Consider the following 24,616-nt stretch of genomic DNA (forward strand, 5'->3'; position numbering starts at 1 on the left):
TCCATTATTCGCCGCCGGGCCCATCCCGTTACCATGGCCGGAGCACGGCTCGACCTGACGGTCAGCCGTGAAATTAGGGTGGTACCACGAACGCTTTCGTCCCTGACGAAGGCGTTTTTTTGTTTATCTTTTTGCCAAAAATGGAGGGATTCTCGCTATGCATCAAAATCGTCTGCTTCTCCCTACTCTCCGCGAAGTTCCGGCGGATGCCGAGGCGGCCAGCCACCGGCTGCTGCTGCGCGCCGGGTTCATCCGCCCGCTCGCTTCCGGGGTTTACGCCTTTCTGCCGTTAGGCTGGCGGGTTCTGCGCCGTATCGAGCGGATCATCCGGCAGGAAATGGACGGCGCCGGCGCCCAGGAGCTGCATTTGTCCGCAATGCAGCCCGCCGAGCTGTGGCAGCGGTCCGGTCGATATGACGAATACGGCCCGGAGCTGATCCGCTTCCATGACCGCGGCGGGCGGGAATTTGCGCTCGGCCCTACTCATGAGGAAGTCATTACGACGCTGGCCGGGCAAGAGATCGGCTCCTACCGCCAGCTGCCGCTCACGGTGTACCAGATTCAGACGAAGTTCCGCGACGAGCGCAGACCCCGCTTCGGGCTGCTGCGCTGCCGGGAATTTCTGATGAAGGACGCGTATTCCTTCGATGCGGACCGGGAAGGGCTGGAGGCGTCCTATACGCGTATGTACGAAGCTTACTGCCGCATCTTCGAACGCTGCGGACTGCGTTATCGCGCCGTGCTGGCCGATGCCGGATCGATCGGCGGCGATGGGGGCACACACGAGTTTATCGCGCTCGCCGAAATCGGCGAAGATACGATTGCGGTGTGCACCGGCTGCGATTACGCGGCAAATCTGGAAAAAGCGGAGGCAGCGCCGCCGGCGGGCGTCGCTGCTGGACGATCTTCCGAGGCCGCGTATTGGCAGCGGGCCTTGCCGGAAGACTCGCAAGCGGAAGCGGCCCGGCATCCAAGCCGGACCTCGGAGACCGGCTTCCCGGAAGCGGTACCCCTGCATGCGCAGGCGGCCGGCCGCGAATCCGCCGTTATCTCTGCGTACGAACGGTTCCATACTCCCGGCGTCCGCACGATCGAGCAGCTCGTTCAAACGTTCCGGCTGGAAGCGCGGGACATTATCAAAACTCTGCTTTATCTCGCCGACGGCGAGCCGATCGCCGTTTTGATTCGCGGCGATCAAACGGCTAACGAGATCAAGCTCGCTCATTATCTTGGAGCGAGCCGCCTCGAGCTGGCCGATGCCGAGACCGCGCAGCGGATTACCGGGGCCCCTGTCGGCTTTGCCGGTCCGATCGGGTTGTCCGTGCCGCTCCTCGTCGACGTCCAGGTTGCTGCGATGGAGCAAGGCATTACCGGAGCGAATGCGGCCGACTACCATTACCGCGGCGTTCGGCCGGGGCGGGATTTTGCGCTGGATCGTGTCGGCGATTTTCGCAATGTAGGCGAAGGTGACGCTTGTCCCCGCTGCCGCAGCGCCCTTGCCCTGCACAAAGGGATCGAGATCGGCCACGTCTTTAAGCTCGGCACCAAGTACAGCGAAGTTCTCGAGGCGAATTTCGCCGATGCGTCGGGGCAAGAGCATCCGCTGATCATGGGCTGCTACGGTATCGGCATCTCCCGCCTGCTTGCCGCGGTCGCGGAGCAGCGCCACGACGAACACGGCTTGCTCTGGCCGATGGCAATCGCTCCGTTCCACGTGCACCTCATCCCCGTTTCCGTCCAGGATGAGGTGCAGATGGCCGTCGCCGAATCGCTGTACTCCCGGCTGCGGGAAGCCGGAGCGGAGGTGCTGCTGGACGATCGCGCCGAGCGTCCCGGCGTCAAATTCAAGGATGCCGACCTGATCGGCATCCCGCTGCGCCTGACCGTCGGCAAACGGGCCGCCGAAGGCATCGTCGAGTTCAAACGGCGCTCGGACGAAGCCGCCGCGGCACTGACTATAGAGGAAGCGGTCGCGCAAATCACAAGTGAAATCGCCTCAGCCGACCGGACTTCGCTGCTCTGACTTGCGGATGGCTGAGGATGCCAATAGATCCGGGGAGGACAGAAATATGGCAGGTTCGAAAGTATGGGATGCGGAATGGAATATTGCTGAGGAACTGGCTCTTCGTCTTATCGGCAGCCAGTTTCCTCAGCTATTGTCCTTAAAAATCCGACACCTTGGTTACGGCTGGGATAATACGGTTTTTCGCGTTGGAGACGAATATGTGTTTCGCTTTCCGAGAAGAACGGCGGCCGTTCGGTTGATCAAGACGGAAATGAACATACTGCCGAAGCTGGAGGGCGTGATTCGCCTCCCGTATCCGAAGCCGATTTTTTTTGGTAAAGAACATGAGGAATACCCCGCCCCGTTTCTTGGTTACCCTTATTTGCCGGGCAGGTTTCCCATCGGATTGACGGACGGACAACGTGCGTCATCGACAGCGGCGCTTGCGCAATTTTTGAAAAGTTTGCATGCTTTCCCGGTCCATATCGCCGTAGAAAACGGCATTGAGCATGACCACAGGAACTTGACGGACGTCGCATCGCGCAAGAAAAAGATGCTCGGATTTTTGTCCGATCTCGCCCCGCATCTTAGGGCCGACGAGCATCGCGCCATCGCCGATTATTTGGATCGGCTCCAGACCGATCGTGTGACGCCGAAAGGCGTATTCCTCCATGGCGATCTACATTTTAAAAATATATTGGTCGATGAAAGCGGGGCCATCTCCGGAATTATCGATTGGGGCGACATGAATATCGGGCACCCCGCGTGCGATTTGAATATCGCCTACAGCTTCCTGCCTCCTTTCGCCCGTTCGGATTTTTTCAGCGAATATGGAGAAGTGGATGAAGAGACGAAGGTACTGGCGCGTTTGATCGCGGTGTACATTCCCATGTTGATTTTGCTGCAGGCCATCGATCAGGGCGATGAGAATACAGCGAACGAAGCCAGGGCGAATATAGCGCGAGCGCTTTCCGATTGACGCTGTATTTCCAAAAAATAAAGGACTGCCACCCGAAGTGTCCCGCCGTTTTACAGGCACAGGGATTCATCTTCAGGTTTGCAGTCCTTTGCTTTTGGAAAGAGTCCGGATTTTTTAACACACCTTATTCAACATCATAACAAACCGGAAATTATCAGTCTATAATTTTTCCGAAAAATGGTTCAAAATCAAATCATCACTTGATCGGGAGGTTCGAGGATTATGCCGATTGAAATTGTGGAACTGAACCACTCTTTGATCCGCGAGGCAAGCTTGTTGTTGGCCGGTTACAGAGCCGAAGGCGGTTGGGACGGCGGCCATGCCGAGGAATGCGAGGCGGCTCTGCTTCGGTTGTTGGAGGACGCTCATACCATCTGTTTGCTGGCCCGCCATCAAGACGAGTACGCCGGATTCGTCACTTACCATTGGGGATTCTCAACGACCAAAGGACTTCCCATTTTAAAAATCCAAGACGTGTATACTTCTCCGAAGCACCGCAATTCCGGCGTGGGCCAAGCTCTTTTGCAGCACACCGTCGAGCTCGCCCGCGAACGCGGGGCCCATCGGCTGCAGCTGGAAACCGATACCGGCAATCTCCCGGCACGATCCCTTTACGAGAAGCTGGGATTTGAATGGATTTCCCAAAAAGAGGTATATATGCTGCCGCTGAGCCGATGGAGAATGCGTACTTTTGGACAAAAATCGGACGGCTTAGACTATGCAAGAAGAAAAGGCTGCTATGCCGTCATATTTGACGAAGACAAACAACAGGTGGCGGCTGTATTGACCGCAGCAGGACATTACTTTTTGCCGGGAGGGGGACTCGAGGATGGAGAAACGGATCATGAATGTCTCCGCCGCGAAGTGCTGGAGGAAACCGGCTATGCCATCCATATCGGATCTTTGATCGGTGAGGCGGAGAGATACTTCCTGTCCTCCCGAAACGAACCTCTTATCGGCGACGGAAAGTTTTACACGGCTCAATTCGCTGAAAAAGTGCAGGACCCTGCGGAAGATGATCATAGCTTACAATGGATTCGCGTGGAGGAGGCTGACAATCTGCTGTTCCACGAGCATCACTCCTGGGCGGTACGATGCGCGCGAGCTGCAAATAGTGATGTTTGACGCCTCATTCGTATGGTAAAATATTCATTAAATGCAAGGAGGAATGCAATTTTGATAAATGTAGACGAACTTATCGAATTTGTCAGTCCTTTTTATGCGAACAAAGACATTATGCATGATTTGAGCCACATCGACAGGATGCTCCTTTCCGCGAAACGCCTGTTAGCGCATTATCCTGAAATTACGGATTCGGATGTCATCACGTACGGCTGTTACTTTCACGGATTCATCTATTTGCGGGAGGATTTGATCCGGCATTACTTGAGGAAAAAAGGATTGGATGACGAGTACGTCGAAAAAATCGTCAACATCTCGTGGGAATCGCAAAAAGATGAGATTCCGGAAACGTTGGAAGGAAAGCTTCTGCATGACGCCCATATGATTGAAGGGGGCAAAACGTATCTGATCGTGAAATCTTTATGTACCGGCACGGCCAGAGGGCAAAGCTTGGAGCAAACCCTCGATTACTTCGAAGCTCACGTTCTGGGGAAAGGCGAATGTTACCTGCCGGAAGCTCAGCGGATTTATTCCGAAATGCAGCAGTTTGCCGGCGCGTTTATTAAAGATTTACGGGAAGGACTCAGGCCTGTTTAAAGGTGCCGTCAAAGCGTGTCTATTTCGAGAAAACAGGAACCCCGCCTTGCAATAGAGCGGGGTTTCTTGCCAATCAAACGAACAAGTCCAGAAACAGGTAATGATCCCGATTGAGCGGACACGAATACGTTTGCATAGGACGGGAGCTGTCGAGATCGATGTATACCTGGGACAGATGCCCCTGCCCTTGTACGCTCATGCGAAGCACATTCGGAATAAAATAAGGGCGCCAAATCCAGTTGGCCCCGCGAAACTTCTCGTCCACCTCCCAGCCGCACTCCTCAGTCCGGCTGAAATTGGAGGAAATTTGCCTGCCGTCTTCGCGGCATATGTACATTCGTACGACATTGTCGGCCACGCGCCCGAGCAGACTGCGGATGAGCGCGTCGGCATCCTCCGCCCCTCCGATCATGGCTTCCGCCGTAATGAGATCGTTCAGGCTCTCCTGCACCGAGAACAGACTGCGGTAACGGTGCAGCTGCTGTTCGGTGTACAGCTTGATCTCCTGCTTCAGCATATCCTCAAACGCCGAGTCCGGCAATAATTCCGGGACCGCCGGAGAAAATAAAAATCCCTGTACGTATCGGGCGCCCGCCTTCAGTGCATTATGCAAATCCTGCTTCGTTTCCACACCTTCCACGAGCAGCGATGCGCCCATTTGCGAGGATAAAATCGAAAACGAATCGAGCAGCGCCTTATAGCCGTCGTGTGTCGCGCTTTTTTTCAAAATCTTCAGATCGATTTTCAAAATTTTCGGCCGGATGGAAGCGATCCTCTCATAGTTGCTTGAACCGCTGCCAATATCATCTATCGCTATGGTGCATCCCCGCTGGCGGTACACTTCAATGATTTGCGTCAATTCCTCGAGTCTGCCCTGAAATTCCTCTTCGGTAACCTCAATCACGATGCGGGCCGGGTCCATGCCGTGTTTGTCGATAAACTGCAAGGTCGGCAGCATGCCGGTCTCGCGGTAAACCCGGTAAATCCAGGAAGGCTTCAAATTAATAAAAAGCCACGCCCCGTTTTTTTCCGCCGACATGCGTTCAATCGCTCTCTCCCGCAAAATCCGGTCAATTCCCAAATGAGTTTCGTCGCTGATATTCGGATCTTGAAAAAAGGGACCCAAGCTGCGAATTTCATTGCCCACGATATGCCGTCCTAACGTTTCGTAGCCGATCACCCGCTGGGTCTGCATGGAAACGATGGGTTGGAAAAACGGCTGCACTTCCTGTCCGGCCGGTATCACTCCGCCAGCTAGCATATTCCTTCCCCCCATCCTGACGACTCCCTTTTGAAATGGGAGGTTTTCTGACATTACATATTGTATTGTAAAGCACAATGCGCAAGGAAAGCAATCCTTATTCGCGGCGCGGTTTCAAGTATTCGCTCGAAAAATCTGCTTCACGGCTCACTCAGATTCGTCAAAACGGTCGAATCTTTAGTGTCGATAAAAGGATTTTGTCGAAGTTCCGTCGAATGGTTTAATGCACCTCGCAACGGAAAATTCGAATGAAAGGGATAACCCATGCAAATATCAAGATCCCGCGTTTCGTTGATCTATGTTGCTTTAATTGTCGGCTTGCTTGCTCTGACCGGAGCTTCCAGCTACCTGTCTTCCCTCAATATGGAGAAACAAACGGATCACGTCGTTCACGATGCGATCCCGCTTTCCTCCGCAGCCAGCGATCTGCTGACCGATCTCATCAATCAGGAGACAGGTATTCGCGGGTATATGATCACGGCGGATTCCAAGTATTTGGATCCGTTTGAAGAGGGCAAAGCTCAGCTGCGCGAAGACCTCGAGACATTGCGCTCCTTCGAAGAGGCGTACCCGTCGTTAAAGCAGATCATCGAAAACGAGGCGGTCCCTCAGATCGATCGGATGCAGCAGCACTATAACAACCAGATCAATCGGATACAAACCGGCCAAACCGCCGATGCCCGCAATCGGATCGATACGGGAAAGCAGCTGATGGACCAGTTCCGCCTCATTCATACCAAATTAATTGCGGAAATTGAAAAAATCAGCGAAGACGCCTACGCACAAACCAGACAGGCCGGCGGCCTCACCCGCACCATCATCGCCATAAGCGGGATTTTGGCGCTGATTATCGGCGTTTTGTCCGGTTTTATTTTCAGCCGCGCCCACCGGGCGGAAGCCGCACTTCGCAAAAGCGAGGAAACGTACCGTTTCATGGCGGAAAGCCTGGAGGCGCAAAACGAAGAAATCATCGCCCAACAGGAAGAGCAGCAGCGCACGCTGGAGAAATTGTCTTCGCGGGAAGCCGAACTGGAGATCATCACCGGCTTCCAGGAGAAGCTCACCGGCATGACGGAAATGAAATCGTTTATGAACCATTCTTTGCCGGGGCTTCTTGCCGCACTCAAGATGGACTGCGCGCTTGTTGTTATACGGAACCGGGAACATTCCGGCCGTTTCGAGATCGTCCACGCCCTCGGCTACCCGGACGAACTGCCTCCATCGATCGAATCGGAGCTGTTCGGTCCGGCCCGCAGAGTTTTCGACGAACGGCAGCCGATCGAATGTATACGCAATGCCAGTGCCGCAGAACGCGGCTTTCACCTGGGCATTACCCAAGCGCTCGACCGGTATTACCCGCTGTTCGACGACGAACAGAACGTCATCGGCTTTTTGCTGCTGACGGCCTACAGGACCATGACGAGCTCCGAGCAGCAGGAACGGCTCTCCACGGGTCTCATTCGCCAGTTCGAACTTGCGTTCCTCGCGCAGATGATCAGCGAAGACCGGCGCCAAAAGGCGCTTCACCTCTCCGAGCTGAACGATCAATTGACGCTGGAGAAGGCGTACATCGCAGAGCAGCGGGACCTGATCGAAAATATTTTGGAATCCACCCACGAAGGGATGATGCTGTGCGATGCGAACGGCTACGTGCTATTTGCCAACCACCGCATGCGCGATTATTACCGGCTGAACGAGAAGCTCGATCATCATTTAATCGACTATCTCAAACGAATTGAAAACAAGACGCCCTCGTTTGCGCATGCCTGTCTGGCGATGGAAGGGCTGCTCAACGGCTCGCTGGACCGTCTGTCCGAGAGATTTACGTACGTCCCCGAAGGGGAGAAGCAGCCTCGCCATGCCGAAGTTTACGCGTCCAAGGTTGGGGACAAGGAGACGACCGGTTACCTCGGTGTCCTGTTCGTATTCCGCGACCGCACCGAAGAAGAGAAAGTCGACGAAATGAAAAACGAATTCATCAGCATCGTCTCCCACGAGCTGAGAACGCCGCTGTCGAGCGTGCTCGGCTTCATCGAAATATTGCTGCACCGCACGCTTCCGCCGGAGCGGCAGCAAAAATATTTGGAGACGGTATATAAGGAAGCAAACCGCCTGTCGACGCTGATCAACGATTTCCTCGATTTGCAGAGAATGGAGTCCGGCCGCCAGGTGTACCATTTTGCTCCGGTGGAACTGACTTCTCTGCTGCAAGAAGTGATCGACCAATGGCAGGGCAAACAATCGCATGACATCGTGCTGCACGCCGCCGGCCGTGAAGTCTGGGTTCGCGCCGATGTCGACCGGCTGAGGCAGGTTGTGCATAATCTGCTGAGCAACGCCATTAAATATTCCCCGGCCAAGGATCGGGTCGACATTCGGTTGATTGACGGAGAAGCGACCGTACAACTGGAAATTCAGGATTACGGCCTGGGTATTCCAGAAGAAGCGAAAGCCAAGCTGTTCTCCAAATTTTACCGCGTCGACAACTCCGACCGCAGGCAGATCGGCGGCACCGGGCTGGGGCTTGCGATCGTCAAGGAAATCGTCGATGCGCACGGCGGCAAAATCTCGTTCGAATCCGAAATGGGCCAAGGAAGCACGTTTACCGTCGAGCTTGCCCTGCACGATGTCCCGAGCATCGAAGGCAGCATTGTCGTGCTGGAGGATGACGATAATTTGGCCAAGCTGATCAGGCTTGCCCTGGCCAGGCTAGGCTCGCCCTCCGTGCATTTGAGATCGGCGGAGGAAGGCATTATCGCCTTGCAGCGGGCCCGCCATAACCCTCCGGTACTGTGCATCGTCGATATTCATCTGGAAGGCGTCAAAACCGGATGGGACTTTATCGCCGAGCTATACCGCGACCCGAAATCGCACCGGACCCCGGTGATCGTCTCGACCGCATTGGATCTGCCGGCCGACTATCAGGAGAAAGATATCGAGAAATACTTGAAAAAACCGTTTTCTATGGATAAGCTGCTGCGGGTCGCCCGCGAGCTGCTGCAGGATCAATCCCGGCTGCCGGCCTATATTTTCCCGGAGCAGGATGAGAAGCATATCACTTCCTCCCTGACGAAAAACGGCATCGAGGTCGAGGAAGTGAAGCATGCCGAGGACACCATTGAAGTGAAGATCAAGCAGAAGCCGCCGGAGAATGCCGGCCATTCCGCGCCGGATGAATGATTCATCCGGCTTTTTTGTGCGGAAAGCGAATGAGGAATTGGGCTTCCGCCATCCATTGCCGGCTCGCGAAGTCCCTGCCTTTGACTGTGACACGCCCCGGATACACCTGAACATAAAATCCCTGGCTGGCATCCTCCCCTGCAGGCTCGCCATTTTTGTTTAACGGCTCATAAACCGAAGCGCTGTTCAGCGTTACATACCGCCCGTCGCGAATGGTCCCCGGCTGGCCCAGCGCATAATGCGTATGCCCGTTAAATAACATAACCTCCGGATAACGGCTCAATATCGCATGCAGCTTTTGCTGGCTGAGGTTGCCCGTTTCGGCGAGGGCTACGTTCGTCGGTTGATGCAGGAATACGAAAACCGGCCGGTTCGGCGCATGCTTCTCCGCCAATTTGCGGCGCAGCCATTCAAGCTGAGCCTCCGACAAAAGCGCCGCCGTTTCCCCGTAGCCCGGCCCCGACTGAAGGTAATGCTCGGTGCCGAGAAAAATAAAATGATATCCCGCCAACCAGCGGTCATAATATACTTCGCGTTCGCCGGTCAGCTGAAGAAATCGCCGAATGGAGGATATCTCCGTCTCTCCGTTCGGGAACGTGCCGTAGCTCCAGCGCCCTGTGCCGTCATACCAGGCTTTATAAAACTCATGATTGCCGATCGTATAAAAAAGCGCCTTCGGATGCGGCACACGCGCCATAATACGCGATAAAGCTTCATAATCTTCGGGACGGCCGTCCCCCAGATCGCCGTTGATCACCAGCGCATCCGCAGCCGGATCGATCTGATCCAGATCCTGCAGCGCCCTCTCCAGCTTCCGCCGTGCTTGTTCATTGCCGCTCGTCACATGAATATCGCTGAGCACGGCAAACGTCAGCTCGGGTCGCTCCGGAGCGGCCGATACCGGCCCGCCGCACAATACGAGGCGGAGGCATACGATTGTCGCCAGCAGCATACGTGCACTTTTCTTCATGAAATCCCCTCCGCCATATGAAAGTATCCTTAATATGTCAACTTTCTGCGGAGGTTATCCCAAACATTGGCTACCCGCCCAGCTTTTTAACATCAACGACAACTTCCAGCCGCTGGTTTCCCGTTCCCCGATAGACGCCTTTGACCGGCACGATGTCTTTGTAATCCCTGCCGTGGGCGAGTTTGACGTACCGCCACCCGATCTCGGCGTTGTTCGTCGGATCGATGCCGGACCAGCCCATCCCGGGGATAAACACCTCGACCCATGCATGCGAAGCCTGCTCGAAATCGGCGCTGCCGCCCTGCAGATCGCCCACGAAATGATACCCGCTGACGTATCGCGAAGGGATGCCCTTGCTGCGGCAAAGCGCGATGAGCAGATGGGTAAAGTCCTGGCATACGCCGCGCCTCAGCTGCAGCATTTCGCTTACGGTCGTATGCACGCTGGTTGCCTGCGGATCATATACAAACTGTCGGTAAATCGCCGCCGCCGCTCCCCTCACCCACTCGTAGACCTCCCCGTCCGCAAGCGGCCCCAGCTCTTCCGCAAACTCGAGCAGCTCAGGAGTAACCTCCGTATAATCGGTCGGCAGCAAATATTCGATGTAGCGGTTGCGCAACTTCTCGCCGGCCAGCTCCTCCAGCTGCGAGCTGCCGGCATCCGGGTTGAACGGAGTAAGCGGCCGGTCATGCGTGACAACCGTCGCTTTCGTGCGGATGACCAGCTCCCGATGCGGTTTGGCGACGGAAAAGGCATGGACCCGGTTGCCGAAATAATCTTCGTACGAAAACAGCGCCGCCACCGGCTCAATGGAAATTTCGTGATGATAGCACGACTGGCGGTAATTCGTCCGCGGGGTCAAGCGGATCTCATTGACACTGTCCGTCGCCGGCTCTTCGTACGTGTAACGCGTGACGTGGCTGATTTCGATTTTCATGCTGTGGCCTCCTCGCGTCGAAAAAAGCCGCCGGCCATTGCGTGCCCGATCTGCTGCGCCGCCCTCATCAGGTCGCCGAGCACGCCGGCAAAGCCACTCAGGTCGATGTCCTCCTTCTCCATGCAAGCGAGGTCAGCTTTCACCTTCCAGGAGAGCCGGATCGCCTTGTCATGCGGCAGGCTGCGCCCCTGCTCCTCTAGCTCGATCCCCTTCAGATGCGTCTCCAGCGCATCGAACGAGAAAAAGACCGAGCGCGGAAACACTTCGCTGCGCAGCAAAAACTCGACGATCGATTCCATGGCCATCGCGTCCGCATAAAAACGCCGGAAGGCCTGATAACCGCTGACCGATTTCAGCACAGCCAGCAGATAAGGGTAGGGCGCCGCATTGTCCTCGGAAATGGCCAGGCTGACCGATTGCAAGATACGCAGCGTATTTTCCGCCCGCTCCAGAAAACGCCCGCTTTCCATGAAATGAAACTCGTTTTCGCGCAGCATGACCGAATGTTCTGCCCCTTGGAACATCGCCATCCATTCTTTGGTCCGCTTGAAGAAGCCGTGAGGGGATTCGAGCAGCTGCTCCACCTGCTGATCGCCGAGCCACAGATAGAAGCCGTTCAGCACATCCCACAGCTCGGTCGGCAGCATTTCCCTCAGCGTTCTCAGATTGCTGCGCGCCCCGCTGACGCACGAACGGAGCGAATTTACATTTTCCGTATCCAGCACCAAAAACGACAGCACGTCTTTCTCCGTAAACGCCTCGTACCGCAGCAAATAATCGTTTCGCGCTCCAAGCGCGTCGATGAGCCGGGCCCATTTCTCGCCTCCGTTTTCCCCGTCCTTTTCCTGCTGAATATGGTAGTGCACATCGATCAGCCGCGCGTGATTTTCCGCCCTTTCCGTATAACGCCCCACCCAAAACAACGCTTCCGCATTCCGATTCAGCATCCCGAACCGCTCCTTTATATGAAAATTAATGAAGCACCCACGTATCCTTCACGCCGCCGCCCTGCGAGGAATTGACGACAAGCGACCCTTCCCGCAGCGCCACCCGGGTCAGCCCGCCGGGAATGACGCTCGCCCCGCCGCTGCCCGTCAGCACGAAGGCGCGCAAATCGATGTGCCGCGGCGCAAGCCGCCCGTCCGCCAGCACCGGAGCGCGCGACAGCTTCACCGTCGGCTGGGCGATGTAACGGTCCGGATGTCGCCGAATCAGCTCGGCGAAGGACGCGATCTCCTCGTCGCTTGCCGACGGACCGATCAGCATGCCGTAGCCGCCGGACAGCGACGTCTCCTTGACGACCATCCGGTCGAGCCGGCCGAGCACGTATTCCCGCTCTTCCGGCCGCGACAGCAGGTAGGTCGGTACATTTTGCAAAACCGGCTCCTCGTTCAAATAATATCGGATCATGTCCGGGACGAATGCGTAAATCGCCTTGTCGTCCGCCACTCCCGTGCCGGGGGCGTTGGCGATCGCGATATTGCCCGCGCGGTATGCGTTCATGATCCCGGCGACCCCGATCATCGAATGCGGCAAAAACGCCAGCGGATCGAGGAAATCGTCGTCGATGCGGCGGTACAATACGTCGACCTGCTTTAAGCCCTGAAGATTGCGGATGTAAATTTTATGGTCGATCGCAACAAGATCGCGCCCTTCCACGAGATGAATGCCCATCTGCTGCGCCAGAAAAGCGTGCTCGTAATACGCGGAGTTGAAATGGCCGGGCGTTAGCAGCGCGATCACCGGGTCCGACTTGCCGGAAGGTGCCAGGCTTTTGAGCGAGGATAAAAAGCGGTTCATGCTGAATTCGATATCGACGATCGGCTGGGATAAAGTGAGCTCCGGAAACAGATGATTCATGAGCATCCGGCTTTTGTACAAATAAGAGAACCCGGAAGGAGAGCGCAAATTGTCCTCCAGCACAAAGTAATCTCCCTGTTCGTTACGGATAAGATCTATGCCGGAGGTGGTGACGTACACGCCGCCCGGAACGGGAAGCCGCATCATTTCCGGCCGAAAATACTTGTTCGCCACAATCATGCTGCGAGGGATGATGCCGTCCTGGACGATTTGCTGCCGGTGATAAATATCGCCGATAAACAGGTTCAACGCTTTTACCCGCTGCTGCAGCCCCTTCTCCAAATGCGTCCATTCTTCGCGGGGAATGACGCGCGGGATCAGGTCGAACGGAATCGTCCGCTCCAAAGGCTGCGCTTCCGCTCCGCGGTAAAGCGTGAAGGTGATGCCCTCCTCCAGCATCCGCTTTTGGATGGCTTTCTGCTTGAGCGCCAAGTCGTCCGCCGTCATTTGTGAAAACCGGCCGTGTACGTGCCGGTAATGGGGGCGAACGGTCCTTTCATCCTGAAACATCTCGTCATAAAAAGGCTGCAGGCCGTATGGGCTAATCTGAGCCGGCTTCATCGTGGACATCCGCGTGCCTGATTCTCCGAAAACCGGAAAACCAGTCCCTCCCCTCATCTATAATGTAAGATAATATTACATAAAACCTAACATTAGAAGCCTTGATTCGCTCAAATGTTTGTGTTTTGATACTATTATCATATGTGTATTAGTATTTTATGTCAATATACCTTACATAAAACCCGAATATTCTTAAAGGTCGCCTGAAATCGGTTTCCACGAATAAAAAAAAGGACTCCTTCCCCATGGAAAGAAGTCCTTTGTTCGAAGTGCCGCATTACAAGCTCCGGAAGCCAAGCCCTTCCAAAAAGCGGTGAAATCCTTGCTGCCCTTGCTCCGTCCGCTTGTAGACCCCGGCGTCGTGCAGCACTTGCGCGTATTTGCTTCCGACCTCGTGCCGCACCGCCTGCATGGCGGCTTGCGCCGTAAGCGAAGTGCCGTACTTCGCGGTCAGCTCTCGCGCCCATTCGGCGTGCATGTGCAGCCCGTGCTGAGGATCGTCCGTCATAGCCGCAAGAAGCTCCGTATCTCCTTGCAAAATGCCGGCGATCGCCTCCAGCTCCTCCTTGAGCCGGCCCGGCAGCACCGCCAACCCCATCACCTCGATCAGGCCGATGTTTTCCTTCTTTATATGGTGAAGCTCCTGATGCGGGTGAAAAATGCCGTCCGGATGCTCGGTGCTGGTCCGGTTGTTGCGCAGCACGAGGTCCAGCTCGTATTCGCCGCTTGCGTTATTGCGCGCAATCGGCGTGATCGTATTGTGCGGCGTCTCCGTGCCGTCTTCTCCCTTCGTGTGCGCGTAGATATCGCATTCCGGATCGCTGTAGCCGCGCCACGCTTCAAGAATATCGCCCGCCAGCCGGAGCAGCTGCAGCTTGTTGTGGCTCGAGAGGCGGATGACCGACATCGGCCAGCGCACGATGCCGGCTTTCAGGTTCGGGTAATCGGGGTGGGCGTAAGCCGCTTCCACCGGCGCTTTTTCCATCGCGAAGCGGTGATTGCCGCCCTGAAAATGATCGTGATTCAAGATCGACCCTCCGACGATCGGCAAATCGGCGTTCGAACCGATGAAATAATGCGGGAACTGTTCGATGAAATCAAGCAGACGGTAAAACGTATGCTGCGATATTTTCATCGGCCGGTGCTCCCGGTCGAAAACGATCGAATGCTCGTTGTAGTACACATACGGAGAGAATTGGAAAAACCACGGCTCGCCGTCAAGCATCAGCGGCACGACCCGCAGGTTTTGCCGCGCCGGGTGATTCAGGCGTCCCGCATACCCGACATTGTCGACGCAGAGCAGGCATTTCGGATAATGGCTGGACGGCGCATTTTTCAGCATCGCGATTTCCCGCGGGTCCTTCTCCGGCTTCGACAGGTTTACGGTGATCTCCAGATCGCCGTATTCGGTCGGTGCAAGCCAGTACAAATTTTTCGCGATGCGGTCCATGCGAATGTAGTTGGAGTCGATGCACAGCCGGTAAAACTCATCCGTCGCCTGCTCCGTTCCCGCCTGCCGCGCCGTATGCCAAAAGCGCGCCGCCACCTCCGACTGGCGCGGCATGAGCGCGCCCATCAGGCGGGCGTCGAGCAGGTCGCGCAGCGTCGTGTTGTTGTCCTCGAGAATGCCGACTTCGGCCGCATAATCAAGCAGCGCCTCGAGGACGCCGACCGGGCTTTCCGGCGCCGGCTCCTCGAGATCTCCCTCATAGGGCTCGCCGATCGCGAGCATATCGAGCAGCGCATTGCGCGCCGCGTATACGTCGAGAGGATCCAGAAGCTTGCGGCTCACGCCGAACTGCACCAGCCTCTCGATGTTTTTGGCCGTCTCCAGCCGTAGCTGGGGATTGATTCCTGTTGTCATCGTTGTTCGCTCCTGTCCGTTCCTGCGCGTTCCCTCGGTTACTTCGACGCGTAGCCTTGCGGATGAGCCTGGTGCCACGCCCATGCCGACGCAATGATGTTCTCCAGGCTGTCCCGCTTCGGCTGCCAGCCGAGCTCCGCCCGGCACCGCTCCGAGGACGCCACCAGCACCGCCGGATCGCCGGCGCGGCGCGCCTGGACTACCGCCGGAATCGGATGCCCCGTTACCCGGCGGGCGATCTCGATCACCTCGTTTACGGAAAAACCTTTGCCGTTGCCGAGGTTGTAAATGCCGCTGTCTCCGCCGCGGCGCAGCTTCTCGACAGCGAGCACGTGCGCGTCGGCAAGGTCGCTCACGTGAATGTAATCGCGGATGCACGTGCCGTCCGGCGTGTCGTAATCGTCGCCGAACACTGAGATATGCTCGCGCTGGCCGAGCGCCACCTGCAGGATGATCGGAATCAGATGCGTTTCCGGGTCGTGATCCTCGCCGATGCGGCCGCTCTCATGCGCCCCGGCAGCATTGAAGTAGCGCAGCGAGACGTATTTGATGCCATGGGCCGTGTCGAACCACTTCATCATCTTTTCCATCGCCAGCTTCGTCTCGCCGTATGCGTTCGTCGGCAGCGTACGGTCGTTCTCCTGAATCGGCACGCGTTCCGGTTCCCCGTAGGTCGCCGCCGTCGACGAAAACACGATTTTCTTCACGCCGTGCTCGTTCATCGCTTCCAGCAGGCAAAGCGTGCCGTATACGTTGTTATGGTAATATTTGGCCGGGTTTTGCATGCTCTCGCCCACAAGCGAGTTGGCGGCAAAATGAATGACGGCCTCGATCTCGTTTTCCTTGAACACCGAACCCATAAAATCTTTATCGCGCAGGTCTCCGACATACAGCTTGCCGCCGAGCACCGCCTCGCGGTGTCCCTGCTGCAGATTGTCGACGACAACGACCTCTTCGCCGCGCGCCAGCAGCTCCGCTACCGCATGGGAGCCGATATACCCGGCTCCGCCTGTAACCATAATGGCCATGATTGCCACTCTCCTTTAATTTAAGGAATGCCGGTGAACACCGGCCCCTTCCCTAGATCTTGATTTCCTTGACGCCGTCCCCGATTTGGCACACGTAGAAATCCGCGACCAGCCCGGTTTTTTCCGTATACTCTTTGCCCACTTTATCGATGAAACGTTCGACGCTGTCCTCATGCACGAGCGACACGGTGCAGCCGCCGAAGCCGGCGCCGGTCATCCGCGCGCCGAGCACGCCGGGCACCTGCCAGGCCGCTTCGACCATCGCGTCGAGCTCCGCCCCCGTCACTTCGTACAAATCGCGAAGCGACTCGTGCGAGCCGTTCATCAGCTTGCCGAACGCAGCCAGATCACCTGCACGCAGCACCTGCACGGCTTGCTTCACGCGGTCGATTTCCTCCACGACATGTTTCGCGCGTTTGCGGACGATGCCGCTCTGAATCAGATGCGCATGCTCGTTAAACTGCTCCAGCGTCAGCTGGCCGAGCAGCTTGAGCTCCGGAAACGCCGCCTGCAAATCCTGCACCGCCTGCTCGCACTGCGCTCTTCTCTCGTTATACGCCGAATCGACGAGCCCGCGCTTCTTGTTCGTATTGCCGATGACCAGCTTATACGCTCCGCTCTCAAACGGCACATGCTCGTATTCGAGCGTGTCGCACATAAGCAGGATCGCATGGTTTTCCTTGCCCATCGCCACCGCAAACTGGTCCATGATACCGCATTGGACTCCCATGAATTCGTTCTCCGCCTTTTGCGACAGCAGCGCCGCCTGCACCTTGTCGATCGCACTTACGCCCTCCATCGCCTGGATACCGTACGCCGTGACGACCTCAATGGATGCCGACGACGACAGGCCGGAGCCGTTCGGAATTTCGCCATGGTACAAAATATCGTAGCCGTGTACCGTCACGCCTCGCTGCTGCAGCTCGCGGATGACTCCCTTCGGGTAGTTGATCCATTCGTGCTCCTTGCGGAATTCAATATCGCGAATGGAAATTTGTTGGCGCAATGGAAAATTGGTGGAAGCAAACGACAGCTGATCGTCCGGGCGCCTGCGGATCAACATCGTCGTTCCGAACGTCAGCGCTCCCGGAAACACGTAGCCGCCGTTATAATCCGTGTGCTCTCCGATCAGATTGACGCGTCCCGGCGCGAGGAAAGCCCGTACCGGTTCCGCGCTTTCCCCGAACCATTCGTTAAACTTGCTTTTAAGCATTTGAACATCTGCCATGGTATCGACACCGCCTGTTACATAATAGGATTGTGATCAGTTCGAACTTGGTTTCAGTATAAGCGATCAGACACGTCATCACTATGGAGCATTGTAAGATAGGCATGGAAAAATGTTAGATTTGAGAGACAACTTATCCTCCTCTATGATACACTATGTACCAAATCCATTCCAGCCAAATTCATTCCAGTTGGAGGTGATCCGGTTTGTCCCGAGCCGAAAGCTATTATGTGGTCTCCAATCCCCAGACCGTCGCTTCGGACGACCTGGCCGTGCTGTTTACCGGCTTCAGCCAAACGGCCGCCGGCCATAAGCTCGGGCCGAAGGTGTTCGATTATTTTTTGCTGCATCACATCGAATCGGGCCGGGGACGCTTCACCAGCCACGGGCAGACGCATTCGCTTGAAGCCGGCGACAGCTTTTTCATCGAGCCGGGCAAGCTGGTCAGCTATGAAGCGGATGCCGGCGACCCGTGGTTTTACCGCTGGCTCGCCTTCAAGGGGCCCAAGGCGGCCGAGCTGCTTAGAAGCGCAGGCATCACCCCGCAGCAGCCGATCGCCCATACCGGCGACGATCCGCGCGTGCCGGAGCTGCTGGACCGGCTGCGCGCCGTGTTTCAGGAGCGTTCGGCGAGCTCGCATTTGAAGGCTTGCGGCCTGCTTCATCTGATTCTCGCCGAGTACGCCGAGGCGCTTCATCCGCTGCACGCGCTGCCCGAGGAAGCCGCGACCGCCGGAGAGAAAGCCGTTCAGCAGGCGATCCGGTTCATGACGGCGCAATATGCCGAGCCGATCACAATGGAGATGATGGCGGACAACCTCGGGTACAACCGCGCCTATTTGTCGACGCTGTTCCGCAAAGCGACCGGGATGACGCCGATCACGTTCCTGCTCAAGCACCGGCTCGAGAAAGCGCGGCTGCTGCTGCGCGAAAGACAGGAGCTGACGGTCGAGCAAATCGCCGCTTCGGTCGGCTTCCACGACCCGCTTTATTTTTCCAAGCAGTTCAAACGATGGTTTGGGATGGCCCCGACCGAATACCGCCAGTCGATGAAAAAGCTGTAGACATCTCATGACAAGCAAATGAAGTCGCGTAAACAAACAAAAGGCCGCCGCGACAAGACGGTGGCCCCTGTTAAAATGCTGTATAACGGATCGCTTCACATGGCTTCATCATAAAACGAACACCCGTCGCGCCCGCCCGCCTTGACCCGGTACAATGCCGCATCCACGTTGCGCAGCAAGGTGTCGGCATCCTGTCCGTCGTGCGGGTAAATGGCCACCCCCATGCTGGCCGTCAGGCTCAGCTTGCGGTCGCCCAGCTCCCATCCTTGGCGAATGGCGGACAGGATCCGGTTCGTGACGATATGCACGCTGGATACCGAATCGATTTTCGGCAGCAAAATGCTGAACTCATCGCCGCCCATCCTGGCGAACATATCGACCTCCCGGACGCAGCGCTTCACCCTTTTGGCAAAAGCGATCAAAAACTCATCTCCGGCTTCATGTCCGTAAGAATCGTTGATGTTCTTGAAATCGTCCACATCCAGCGAAAGCACGGCCAGCAGCTGACGGTTCCGCTTGGCATACGCCAGGCTTTGATTCAAATGCACCTGGAACAACCTGCGGTTCGGCAGCTCGGTCAGCGGATCGTGGAACGCCATGAGCACAAGCTCTTCCTCCAGCATTTTGCGCGCCGTAATATCCTTCAGAGCCAAGGCAAAGTGGGCTTCCCCGGTTTCATCGGGAGGCAGCGGAATACCGATGCACTCGTACCAGTTTCCCGGCATTCCGTCCGGCACCGCTTGAAATTCCACGGTAAACGAACCGCCGCCCCGCAGCATCAAATCGATCGCCTGCCTCAGCCTTCCCTGCTGCTCATGACTCACCTCTTGCAAGTACTGCTCCAAATCACATACCTCAAATGCCGAGTCCTCTTTTCCGCTGCGGTCAAACCCGTAGAGAAGCTCTCTCTGGCGATCGACGAAATAAATTTTGTCGCACATTTGGCGAAGCATCGCGCTTAATGAATCCCGCTTCGTTAACAAACGTTCGGCTTTCCCGGCAAGCGAATCCCGCTCTGACATGTTCATCCTCACCTCATCATCCCACCAGCGTCTTTATATGCAGCTCGCGTTCCTTGCTCAAATCGATATACTTCCCTTCCACCTGCACCAGCGGATTAACAATATCCAGCGGATTGACGATCACGATTTTGCATCGCCTTCCGTCGGTCAGCACGGCGTCGTCTCCGATGGACAGCTCCATCAGCCGCTGAATGAACAGCTTGCAAATCATCGGCTCCAGCTTGCCGAATCCGTCCTCCTGCATCTGCCGGATGACCTGGTAAAACGGAGTCGCATCCTTATAAACCCGCTTCGAGGTCATCGCGTGAAAAATATCGGCGACCCCTACGATTTTGCTGTAAAAATCGATCCGGTCTCCTTTAAGGCCGTGAGGATAGCCGCCGCCGTCCTCCCGTTCGTGATGCTGCAGCGCAACGAGAGGGATGCGCGGGGATAAGCCGGGCGTTTTTTGCAAAATTTCGTACCCGTAAAGCGTATGTTTTTTCATCAGAAGGTATTCTTCGTTCGTAAACCGCCCCGGCTTGTTCAAAATATCGTCGTCGATCTGTACTTTGCCGATATCGTGCAGCGTCGCTGCCATGCTGAGTACGGACAGTTCTTCCTCACCGAGGCCGAGCCATTTTCCGATCATCGTGGAGATGACGCCGACCCCGATATTATGCCGGTATGTATAATCGTCTTTCGCCTGCAATCCGGACAAAACGCTGAAGAGGCTCGGGTATTCGGTCGCCTGATGGATCGTCGGGATGATCGTTTTATTGATTTCTTCGTAAGGAACCGTTTTTTTCTCGCGGACAAAATGAAAAATTTCTTTAATTTCTTCGCTGGCCCGGGTGACAAGATTTTCGTTGGTCGCATGTTCGTCCGGGGAAGCCGCGAGTTCGAAATCGTGCGCGTCCAAATAAATATCGTGTTTAGCCATCAAATCGACATGATATGGCTCGATGACGGTTCGAGAAGGGATCAGCACAACGCCCCGCCGATTAAAAATGTCCCGTTTTATCCGGTAGCCGATCCATTGCCGGTGTCGTTGCTCTGACAATTCCTATGCACCACCATTCCGGATGTCAAACCTGGGTTACGGCCCTCATGAATTTTAAAAAGCCACCCGCCTCTCGGGGGTGACGTCCACTGACTTATAATTTTATAGTAGCACTTTCTCGACAAAAAGAAGCTAAAGATTATCTAAAATTTGACAAAAACCGAGTTTAATCAAACGCCCGGTACAGCGGAAGCATGAAACAAACGGTCGTTCCTTGCCCGACCCGGCTTTCCGCCCATATTTTGCCTCCGTGGAACTCGACGATCTCTCTGGCGATCGACAGACCGAGCCCGCTGCCGCCGCCGGCCGAATTGCGCGACTTGTCCTTTTTATAGAAACGGTCGAAGATGTAGGGAAGATCTTCCTGGGCGATCCCCGCCCCGTTATCATGAATTTTCGTCACGATCAAATGATGCTCCGCCTCATACACAAGCCGGATCGTTCCTCCCGCCGGAGTATGCTTCAGCGCATTATAGATCAGGTTCGTGTACACCTGATCCATCCGGTCGAGGTCGATCTTGACGGTACCCTGCAGCTCCTCTGCGGATGAAATATGCAGCTCGAAATGCAGGCCGGCTTCCTTCACCTCCAGCTCGTAACGCTCGGCAACAAGCCGGATATATTCCCGAACCGGCATTTCCTGAACATTGAAGCTGATTTGCCGCGCCTCCAGCTTGGAGAGCTGAAATAAATCCTGAATCAGCCGGTTGAGGCCGATGATCCGCGTATGAATCAGGCGCAAGTACCGGTGCTTCTGTTCCGGATCGCTGGCCACCCCATCCATCAGCGCCTCGACATAACCTTGAATGAGCGTCATCGGCGTTCCCAGGTCGTGGGAAATATTGGACAGCAGCTGCCGCCGCGAATTTTCCAAACGGCCCAGCTCCTCGTACATTTGCTCCAAGCTCTGATTCGACCTCTCCAAAGCCAGCGTCCGTTCCTTCACCTTCTGCTCCAGTCCGCTGTTCAGCTCCTGGAGCTCGCGCGAAATGATCTCCACCTGCCGGAACGCCTTGGCGGAGCGGATGCTGATGATGAGCGAGGTCGCGAGTATAAACACAATCAGGCCGGCCGGAACGAGGTTGCCGCGGGAGGACAGCAGGTTGTAATACAAAATATCGTAAATGACCGTGAAAACAAAGGCCGCAACGCCGATAAAAGCGACGACCGCTCCGTCCCGCTTGCGGCAGGCGGCAAGCACGATCGCGTAAAGCACATAAGCGGATGCCGCTACCACTATCGCCTGATAAGGCGGCACCAAGTAGGCAGCGAACGGAAAAGGCGCCAATACGGCGCAAACCGCGAACGCGCCGCCGACCCAAAGGATGCCGGTCAGCACACGGCGCGATATTTCCCTGGTGTACAGGGAACGGACGAATAAGACGGAAAGCGGTACGCCGCAAATCATCGTCAAGTATTCCACCCGGATCAACAGCTTCCACGGCAAGTCGGGGTCAAACTGGTAAACGGCCATTTCCCCAACCAGCACCGAGCGAACCGACATCAGCAAGCAAAACAGGCCGAAAAACAGCGCCGACCGATCCTGCTTTCTCAGCCAGTATATGCCGAGGTGATACATTCCCATAATCAGCAGGCAGCCGGCCAGAAAAACATCCAAGGCGAGTTTCCGGTGAGCGAACGCCTCGACGCCTTGAATCGTGCCCAAGAACACGCTGTTCCACAACCCTCCCCGGCGGTGGTCGAAATTGGACACCTGGAGCGTCAGCGTAAAGGCCGGTTTCTCCGGCACAAAGGCGACGACCTCGGGAGCGTAATGCGGAACCGCTTCGGCCGCAGTGGTGCCGACCCGGCCGCCCTGCGCGACGAGCCGGCCGTCCACCCACAGCTTGTACGCCGTCTCGATGGGCGGCAGCTTGAGCGCGAGCATCGGCTCCCCTCCGTCGGTACGGACATGAAGGCGGTACGTTGCGAAGCCGGAGGCGGGCAGCTTTTCCCCGTTTTCCTTCGCTTGATTCCACGGAACCGGCATATCTCTGACCGCCGGGCGTTCGCCCGGGGGGAGGGAAGCTTCCGGACCGAGCAAACGGTTCCAATAAAACTCCCATTCTCCGTCCAATGCGACGATGCCGTTTTGCTCCCAGTTCCACCCCGTCAAATCGATCGAACCGGCTCCGGCCTTCGGCGCTTCCGGCGATGAATCGACAAAATTCGAGCATCCGGCTGACAAAAAGATGGAAAGCACCAACAATATCGTTTTATAATAGGAAATAAACTTCAATTTGGACACCACATTCTTTCCTTGGCTTGTTGCTTACTGCTGTACAACTACAGCATAACGCAAACCTTTTCTTTTGAAAACGACGTCACTTGGACGAGGGGGTCATCTTTCATGTCGGGAGAAAAAATAATGATTGTGGACGATGAGCCCGAAATTGTCGAGCTCATTCAGTTGTATTTGCTGAAGGAAGGTTATGAAGTCATCAGCGTCGGCGACGGCCGCAAAGTATACGATGCGGTCATGCAGCACCGGCCCGACCTGATCATCCTGGATATACTGCTTCCGGGGATGGACGGCATCGAGGTATGCTGTCAGCTGCGTAAAACGGTACATACTCCGATCTTGTTCATCAGCTGCAAAAAAGAAGATATGGACATTATTCTCGGGCTCAGCACCGGAGGAGACGATTACATCACCAAGCCGTTCAGCCCGAGCCAGCTTGTCGCGCGGGTAAAGGCGCACCTGCGCCGCATTCGGCTGCAGGGACGCATGATGGAAGACGCGCAGACGCTGTCTTTTCCGGGGCTTGAACTCGACCTGCTCAGCCACAATGTCAGGATGAATGGCCAGCTCATCCCCCTCTCCTCCAAAGAGTTCGATCTGCTGGCACAGCTTGCCCGAAATCCGAGCAAGGTATATCGCATCGAGGATTTGTACAAAGCGATCTGGGGCGTGGACAGCAACGGAGATACGCGCACGCTGCTCGTTCATATCAGCAATTTGCGCAAAAAAATAGAGCCGTGTCCGGCGGACCCGAAATATATTTTAACGGTGCGCGGGATCGGCTATAAATTTAACGATTTTTCGAAGCAGGAGGGCCATACGGGTTAACCTTCAGGCCTGGAGAGTCGCTGCTCATAATGAATAAGCCGCTTAAGCTCGGCCAGCTCGTCCGGCGTCAAATTGCGCCATGTCCCGACCTTCAGCCCGTCCAGCCGGATATTCATGATCCGCACCCGCTGCAGGCGGCGCACCGTATAGCCGAATGCCGCGCACATCCGGCGAATTTGCCGGTTCAGCCCTTGCGTCAGCACGATGCGGAACGTCCGCTCCCCCATGGGAGAAACTTTGCAAGGTTTCGTCGTCGTGCCGAGTATTTTCACACCGGTGGACATCCCTTTGACAAAAATCGGCGTAATCGGCTTGTCCACGGTGACGATATATTCCTTCTCATGCTCAAACTCGGAACGCAAGATCAAATTGACGATATCCCCGTCATTGGTCAGCAGGATGAGACCTTCCGAGTCCTTATCCAGACGGCCGATCGGGAAAATCCGTTCGCGATGCCCGACGAAATCGACGATATTGCCCTTGACGTGCCGTTCGGTCGTGCTCGTAATGCCGACCGGTTTGTTCAGAGCAATGTAGACGTGGCGCGTCTTCTCTCCGATCGGACGCCCGTCCACGCGCACGTCGTCCCCTTCTTCCACCAGGCTGCCGAGCTCGGCTACCCGGCCGTTGATCGTCACGCGTTTCGCTTCGACCCACGCATCCGCCTCGCGGCGCGAGCAAATGCCCGTTTCGCTTATAAATTTGTTGATCCTCAAAGCCTGATCACTCCCGCTGTTGTTTCGCTGGCATTCATTATACCATTGCGTGCGGAATTGCCCAAATGGCGATCTGTTCCTCCCGGGCCACCTGCCGAAACGGCAATCGT

The 24,616-nt window shown here is 56.0% G+C and carries 19 protein-coding genes; 7 read left to right on the forward strand and 12 right to left on the reverse strand.

The features are described 5' to 3' along the window. Positions 1-157 precede the first annotated feature (157 nt). The 4 genes from MYS68_RS29245 (at position 158) to MYS68_RS29260 (ending at position 4,703) form a co-directional block, all read left to right on the forward strand. Positions 158-2,023: a proline--tRNA ligase gene (locus tag MYS68_RS29245; protein ID WP_248929179.1), complete on the forward strand. Its 1,866-nt coding sequence runs from the start codon at positions 158-160 to the stop codon at positions 2,021-2,023. 46 nt (positions 2,024-2,069) lie between these two features. Beyond that, a complete protein-coding gene (locus tag MYS68_RS29250) occupies positions 2,070-2,984 on the forward strand; it encodes an aminoglycoside phosphotransferase family protein (RefSeq protein ID WP_248929180.1) in 915 nt (304 codons plus the stop codon). 222 nt (positions 2,985-3,206) lie between these two features. Then, on the forward strand, positions 3,207-4,109 hold the full coding sequence (locus MYS68_RS29255; RefSeq protein ID WP_248929181.1) for a bifunctional GNAT family N-acetyltransferase/NUDIX hydrolase: 903 nt from the start codon (positions 3,207-3,209) through the stop codon (positions 4,107-4,109). Between the two features lie 51 nt (positions 4,110-4,160). After that, on the forward strand, positions 4,161-4,703 hold the full coding sequence (locus tag MYS68_RS29260) for an HD domain-containing protein (protein ID WP_248929182.1): 543 nt from the start codon (positions 4,161-4,163) through the stop codon (positions 4,701-4,703). Between the two features lie 73 nt (positions 4,704-4,776). On the opposite strand, the gene MYS68_RS29265 is transcribed toward MYS68_RS29260, so the two are convergent. Beyond that, entirely contained in the window at positions 4,777-5,964 is a 1,188-nt protein-coding gene (locus tag MYS68_RS29265) for an EAL domain-containing protein (RefSeq protein WP_248929183.1), read from the reverse strand. 264 nt (positions 5,965-6,228) lie between these two features. Between MYS68_RS29265 and MYS68_RS29270 the strand changes: the two genes are divergently transcribed. After that, the gene (locus tag MYS68_RS29270) at positions 6,229-9,144 is read left to right on the forward strand and encodes an ATP-binding protein (protein WP_248929184.1); all 2,916 of its coding nucleotides are present in this window, start codon (positions 6,229-6,231) and stop codon (positions 9,142-9,144) included. A 1-nt stretch (position 9,145) separates the two neighbouring features. On the opposite strand, the gene MYS68_RS29275 is transcribed toward MYS68_RS29270, so the two are convergent. The 7 genes from MYS68_RS29275 to MYS68_RS29305 all read right to left on the reverse strand — a co-directional run bounded on the left by MYS68_RS29275 (position 9,146) and on the right by MYS68_RS29305 (position 17,592). Next, a complete protein-coding gene (locus MYS68_RS29275) occupies positions 9,146-10,114 on the reverse strand; it encodes a metallophosphoesterase family protein (RefSeq protein WP_248929185.1) in 969 nt (322 codons plus the stop codon). 70 nt (positions 10,115-10,184) lie between these two features. Beyond that, entirely contained in the window at positions 10,185-11,051 is an 867-nt protein-coding gene (locus tag MYS68_RS29280; protein WP_248929186.1) for a transglutaminase family protein, read from the reverse strand. After that, positions 11,048-11,998, reverse strand: coding sequence for an alpha-E domain-containing protein (locus MYS68_RS29285; RefSeq protein ID WP_248929187.1), 951 nt, complete (start codon positions 11,996-11,998; stop codon positions 11,048-11,050). The genes MYS68_RS29280 and MYS68_RS29285 overlap by 4 nt, the downstream gene beginning before the upstream one ends. 25 nt (positions 11,999-12,023) lie before the next feature. Then, the gene (locus MYS68_RS29290) at positions 12,024-13,481 is read right to left on the reverse strand and encodes a circularly permuted type 2 ATP-grasp protein (protein ID WP_248929188.1); all 1,458 of its coding nucleotides are present in this window, start codon (positions 13,479-13,481) and stop codon (positions 12,024-12,026) included. Between the two features lie 268 nt (positions 13,482-13,749). Further along, positions 13,750-15,336: a UDP-glucose--hexose-1-phosphate uridylyltransferase gene (locus tag MYS68_RS29295; protein WP_248929189.1), complete on the reverse strand. Its 1,587-nt coding sequence runs from the start codon at positions 15,334-15,336 to the stop codon at positions 13,750-13,752. Between the two features lie 38 nt (positions 15,337-15,374). Then, a complete protein-coding gene (gene galE, locus MYS68_RS29300) occupies positions 15,375-16,364 on the reverse strand; it encodes a UDP-glucose 4-epimerase GalE (protein ID WP_248929190.1) in 990 nt (329 codons plus the stop codon). Between the two features lie 52 nt (positions 16,365-16,416). Continuing rightward, entirely contained in the window at positions 16,417-17,592 is a 1,176-nt protein-coding gene (locus MYS68_RS29305) for a galactokinase (RefSeq protein ID WP_248929191.1), read from the reverse strand. 206 nt (positions 17,593-17,798) lie between these two features. On the opposite strand from MYS68_RS29305, the gene MYS68_RS29310 reads away from it, so the two are divergent. After that, the gene (locus tag MYS68_RS29310) at positions 17,799-18,656 is read left to right on the forward strand and encodes an AraC family transcriptional regulator (RefSeq protein ID WP_248929192.1); all 858 of its coding nucleotides are present in this window, start codon (positions 17,799-17,801) and stop codon (positions 18,654-18,656) included. 95 nt (positions 18,657-18,751) lie between these two features. On the opposite strand, the gene MYS68_RS29315 is transcribed toward MYS68_RS29310, so the two are convergent. The 3 genes from MYS68_RS29315 to MYS68_RS29325 all read right to left on the reverse strand — a co-directional run bounded on the left by MYS68_RS29315 (position 18,752) and on the right by MYS68_RS29325 (position 22,968). Next, the gene (locus MYS68_RS29315) at positions 18,752-19,678 is read right to left on the reverse strand and encodes a GGDEF domain-containing protein (protein WP_248929193.1); all 927 of its coding nucleotides are present in this window, start codon (positions 19,676-19,678) and stop codon (positions 18,752-18,754) included. A 16-nt stretch (positions 19,679-19,694) separates the two neighbouring features. After that, a complete protein-coding gene (locus MYS68_RS29320; protein ID WP_248929194.1) occupies positions 19,695-20,720 on the reverse strand; it encodes an HD-GYP domain-containing protein in 1,026 nt (341 codons plus the stop codon). Between the two features lie 166 nt (positions 20,721-20,886). Further along, positions 20,887-22,968 (reverse strand): sensor histidine kinase, encoded by a 2,082-nt coding sequence (locus MYS68_RS29325; protein ID WP_248929195.1) that lies wholly within the window; start codon positions 22,966-22,968, stop codon positions 20,887-20,889. A 102-nt stretch (positions 22,969-23,070) separates the two neighbouring features. Between MYS68_RS29325 and MYS68_RS29330 the strand changes: the two genes are divergently transcribed. After that, positions 23,071-23,790: a response regulator transcription factor gene (locus MYS68_RS29330; protein ID WP_248929196.1), complete on the forward strand. Its 720-nt coding sequence runs from the start codon at positions 23,071-23,073 to the stop codon at positions 23,788-23,790. Here MYS68_RS29330 and rluF read toward each other — a convergent pair. Further along, a complete protein-coding gene (gene rluF, locus MYS68_RS29335; RefSeq protein WP_248929197.1) occupies positions 23,787-24,506 on the reverse strand; it encodes a 23S rRNA pseudouridine(2604) synthase RluF in 720 nt (239 codons plus the stop codon). The two genes, MYS68_RS29330 and rluF, sit on opposite strands and share 4 nt — an antisense overlap. Positions 24,507-24,616: the final 110 nt, after the last annotated feature.

Source organism: Paenibacillus hamazuiensis (assembly GCF_023276405.1).
In the GTDB taxonomy this organism is placed as follows: domain Bacteria; phylum Bacillota; class Bacilli; order Paenibacillales; family NBRC-103111; genus Paenibacillus_AF; species Paenibacillus_AF hamazuiensis.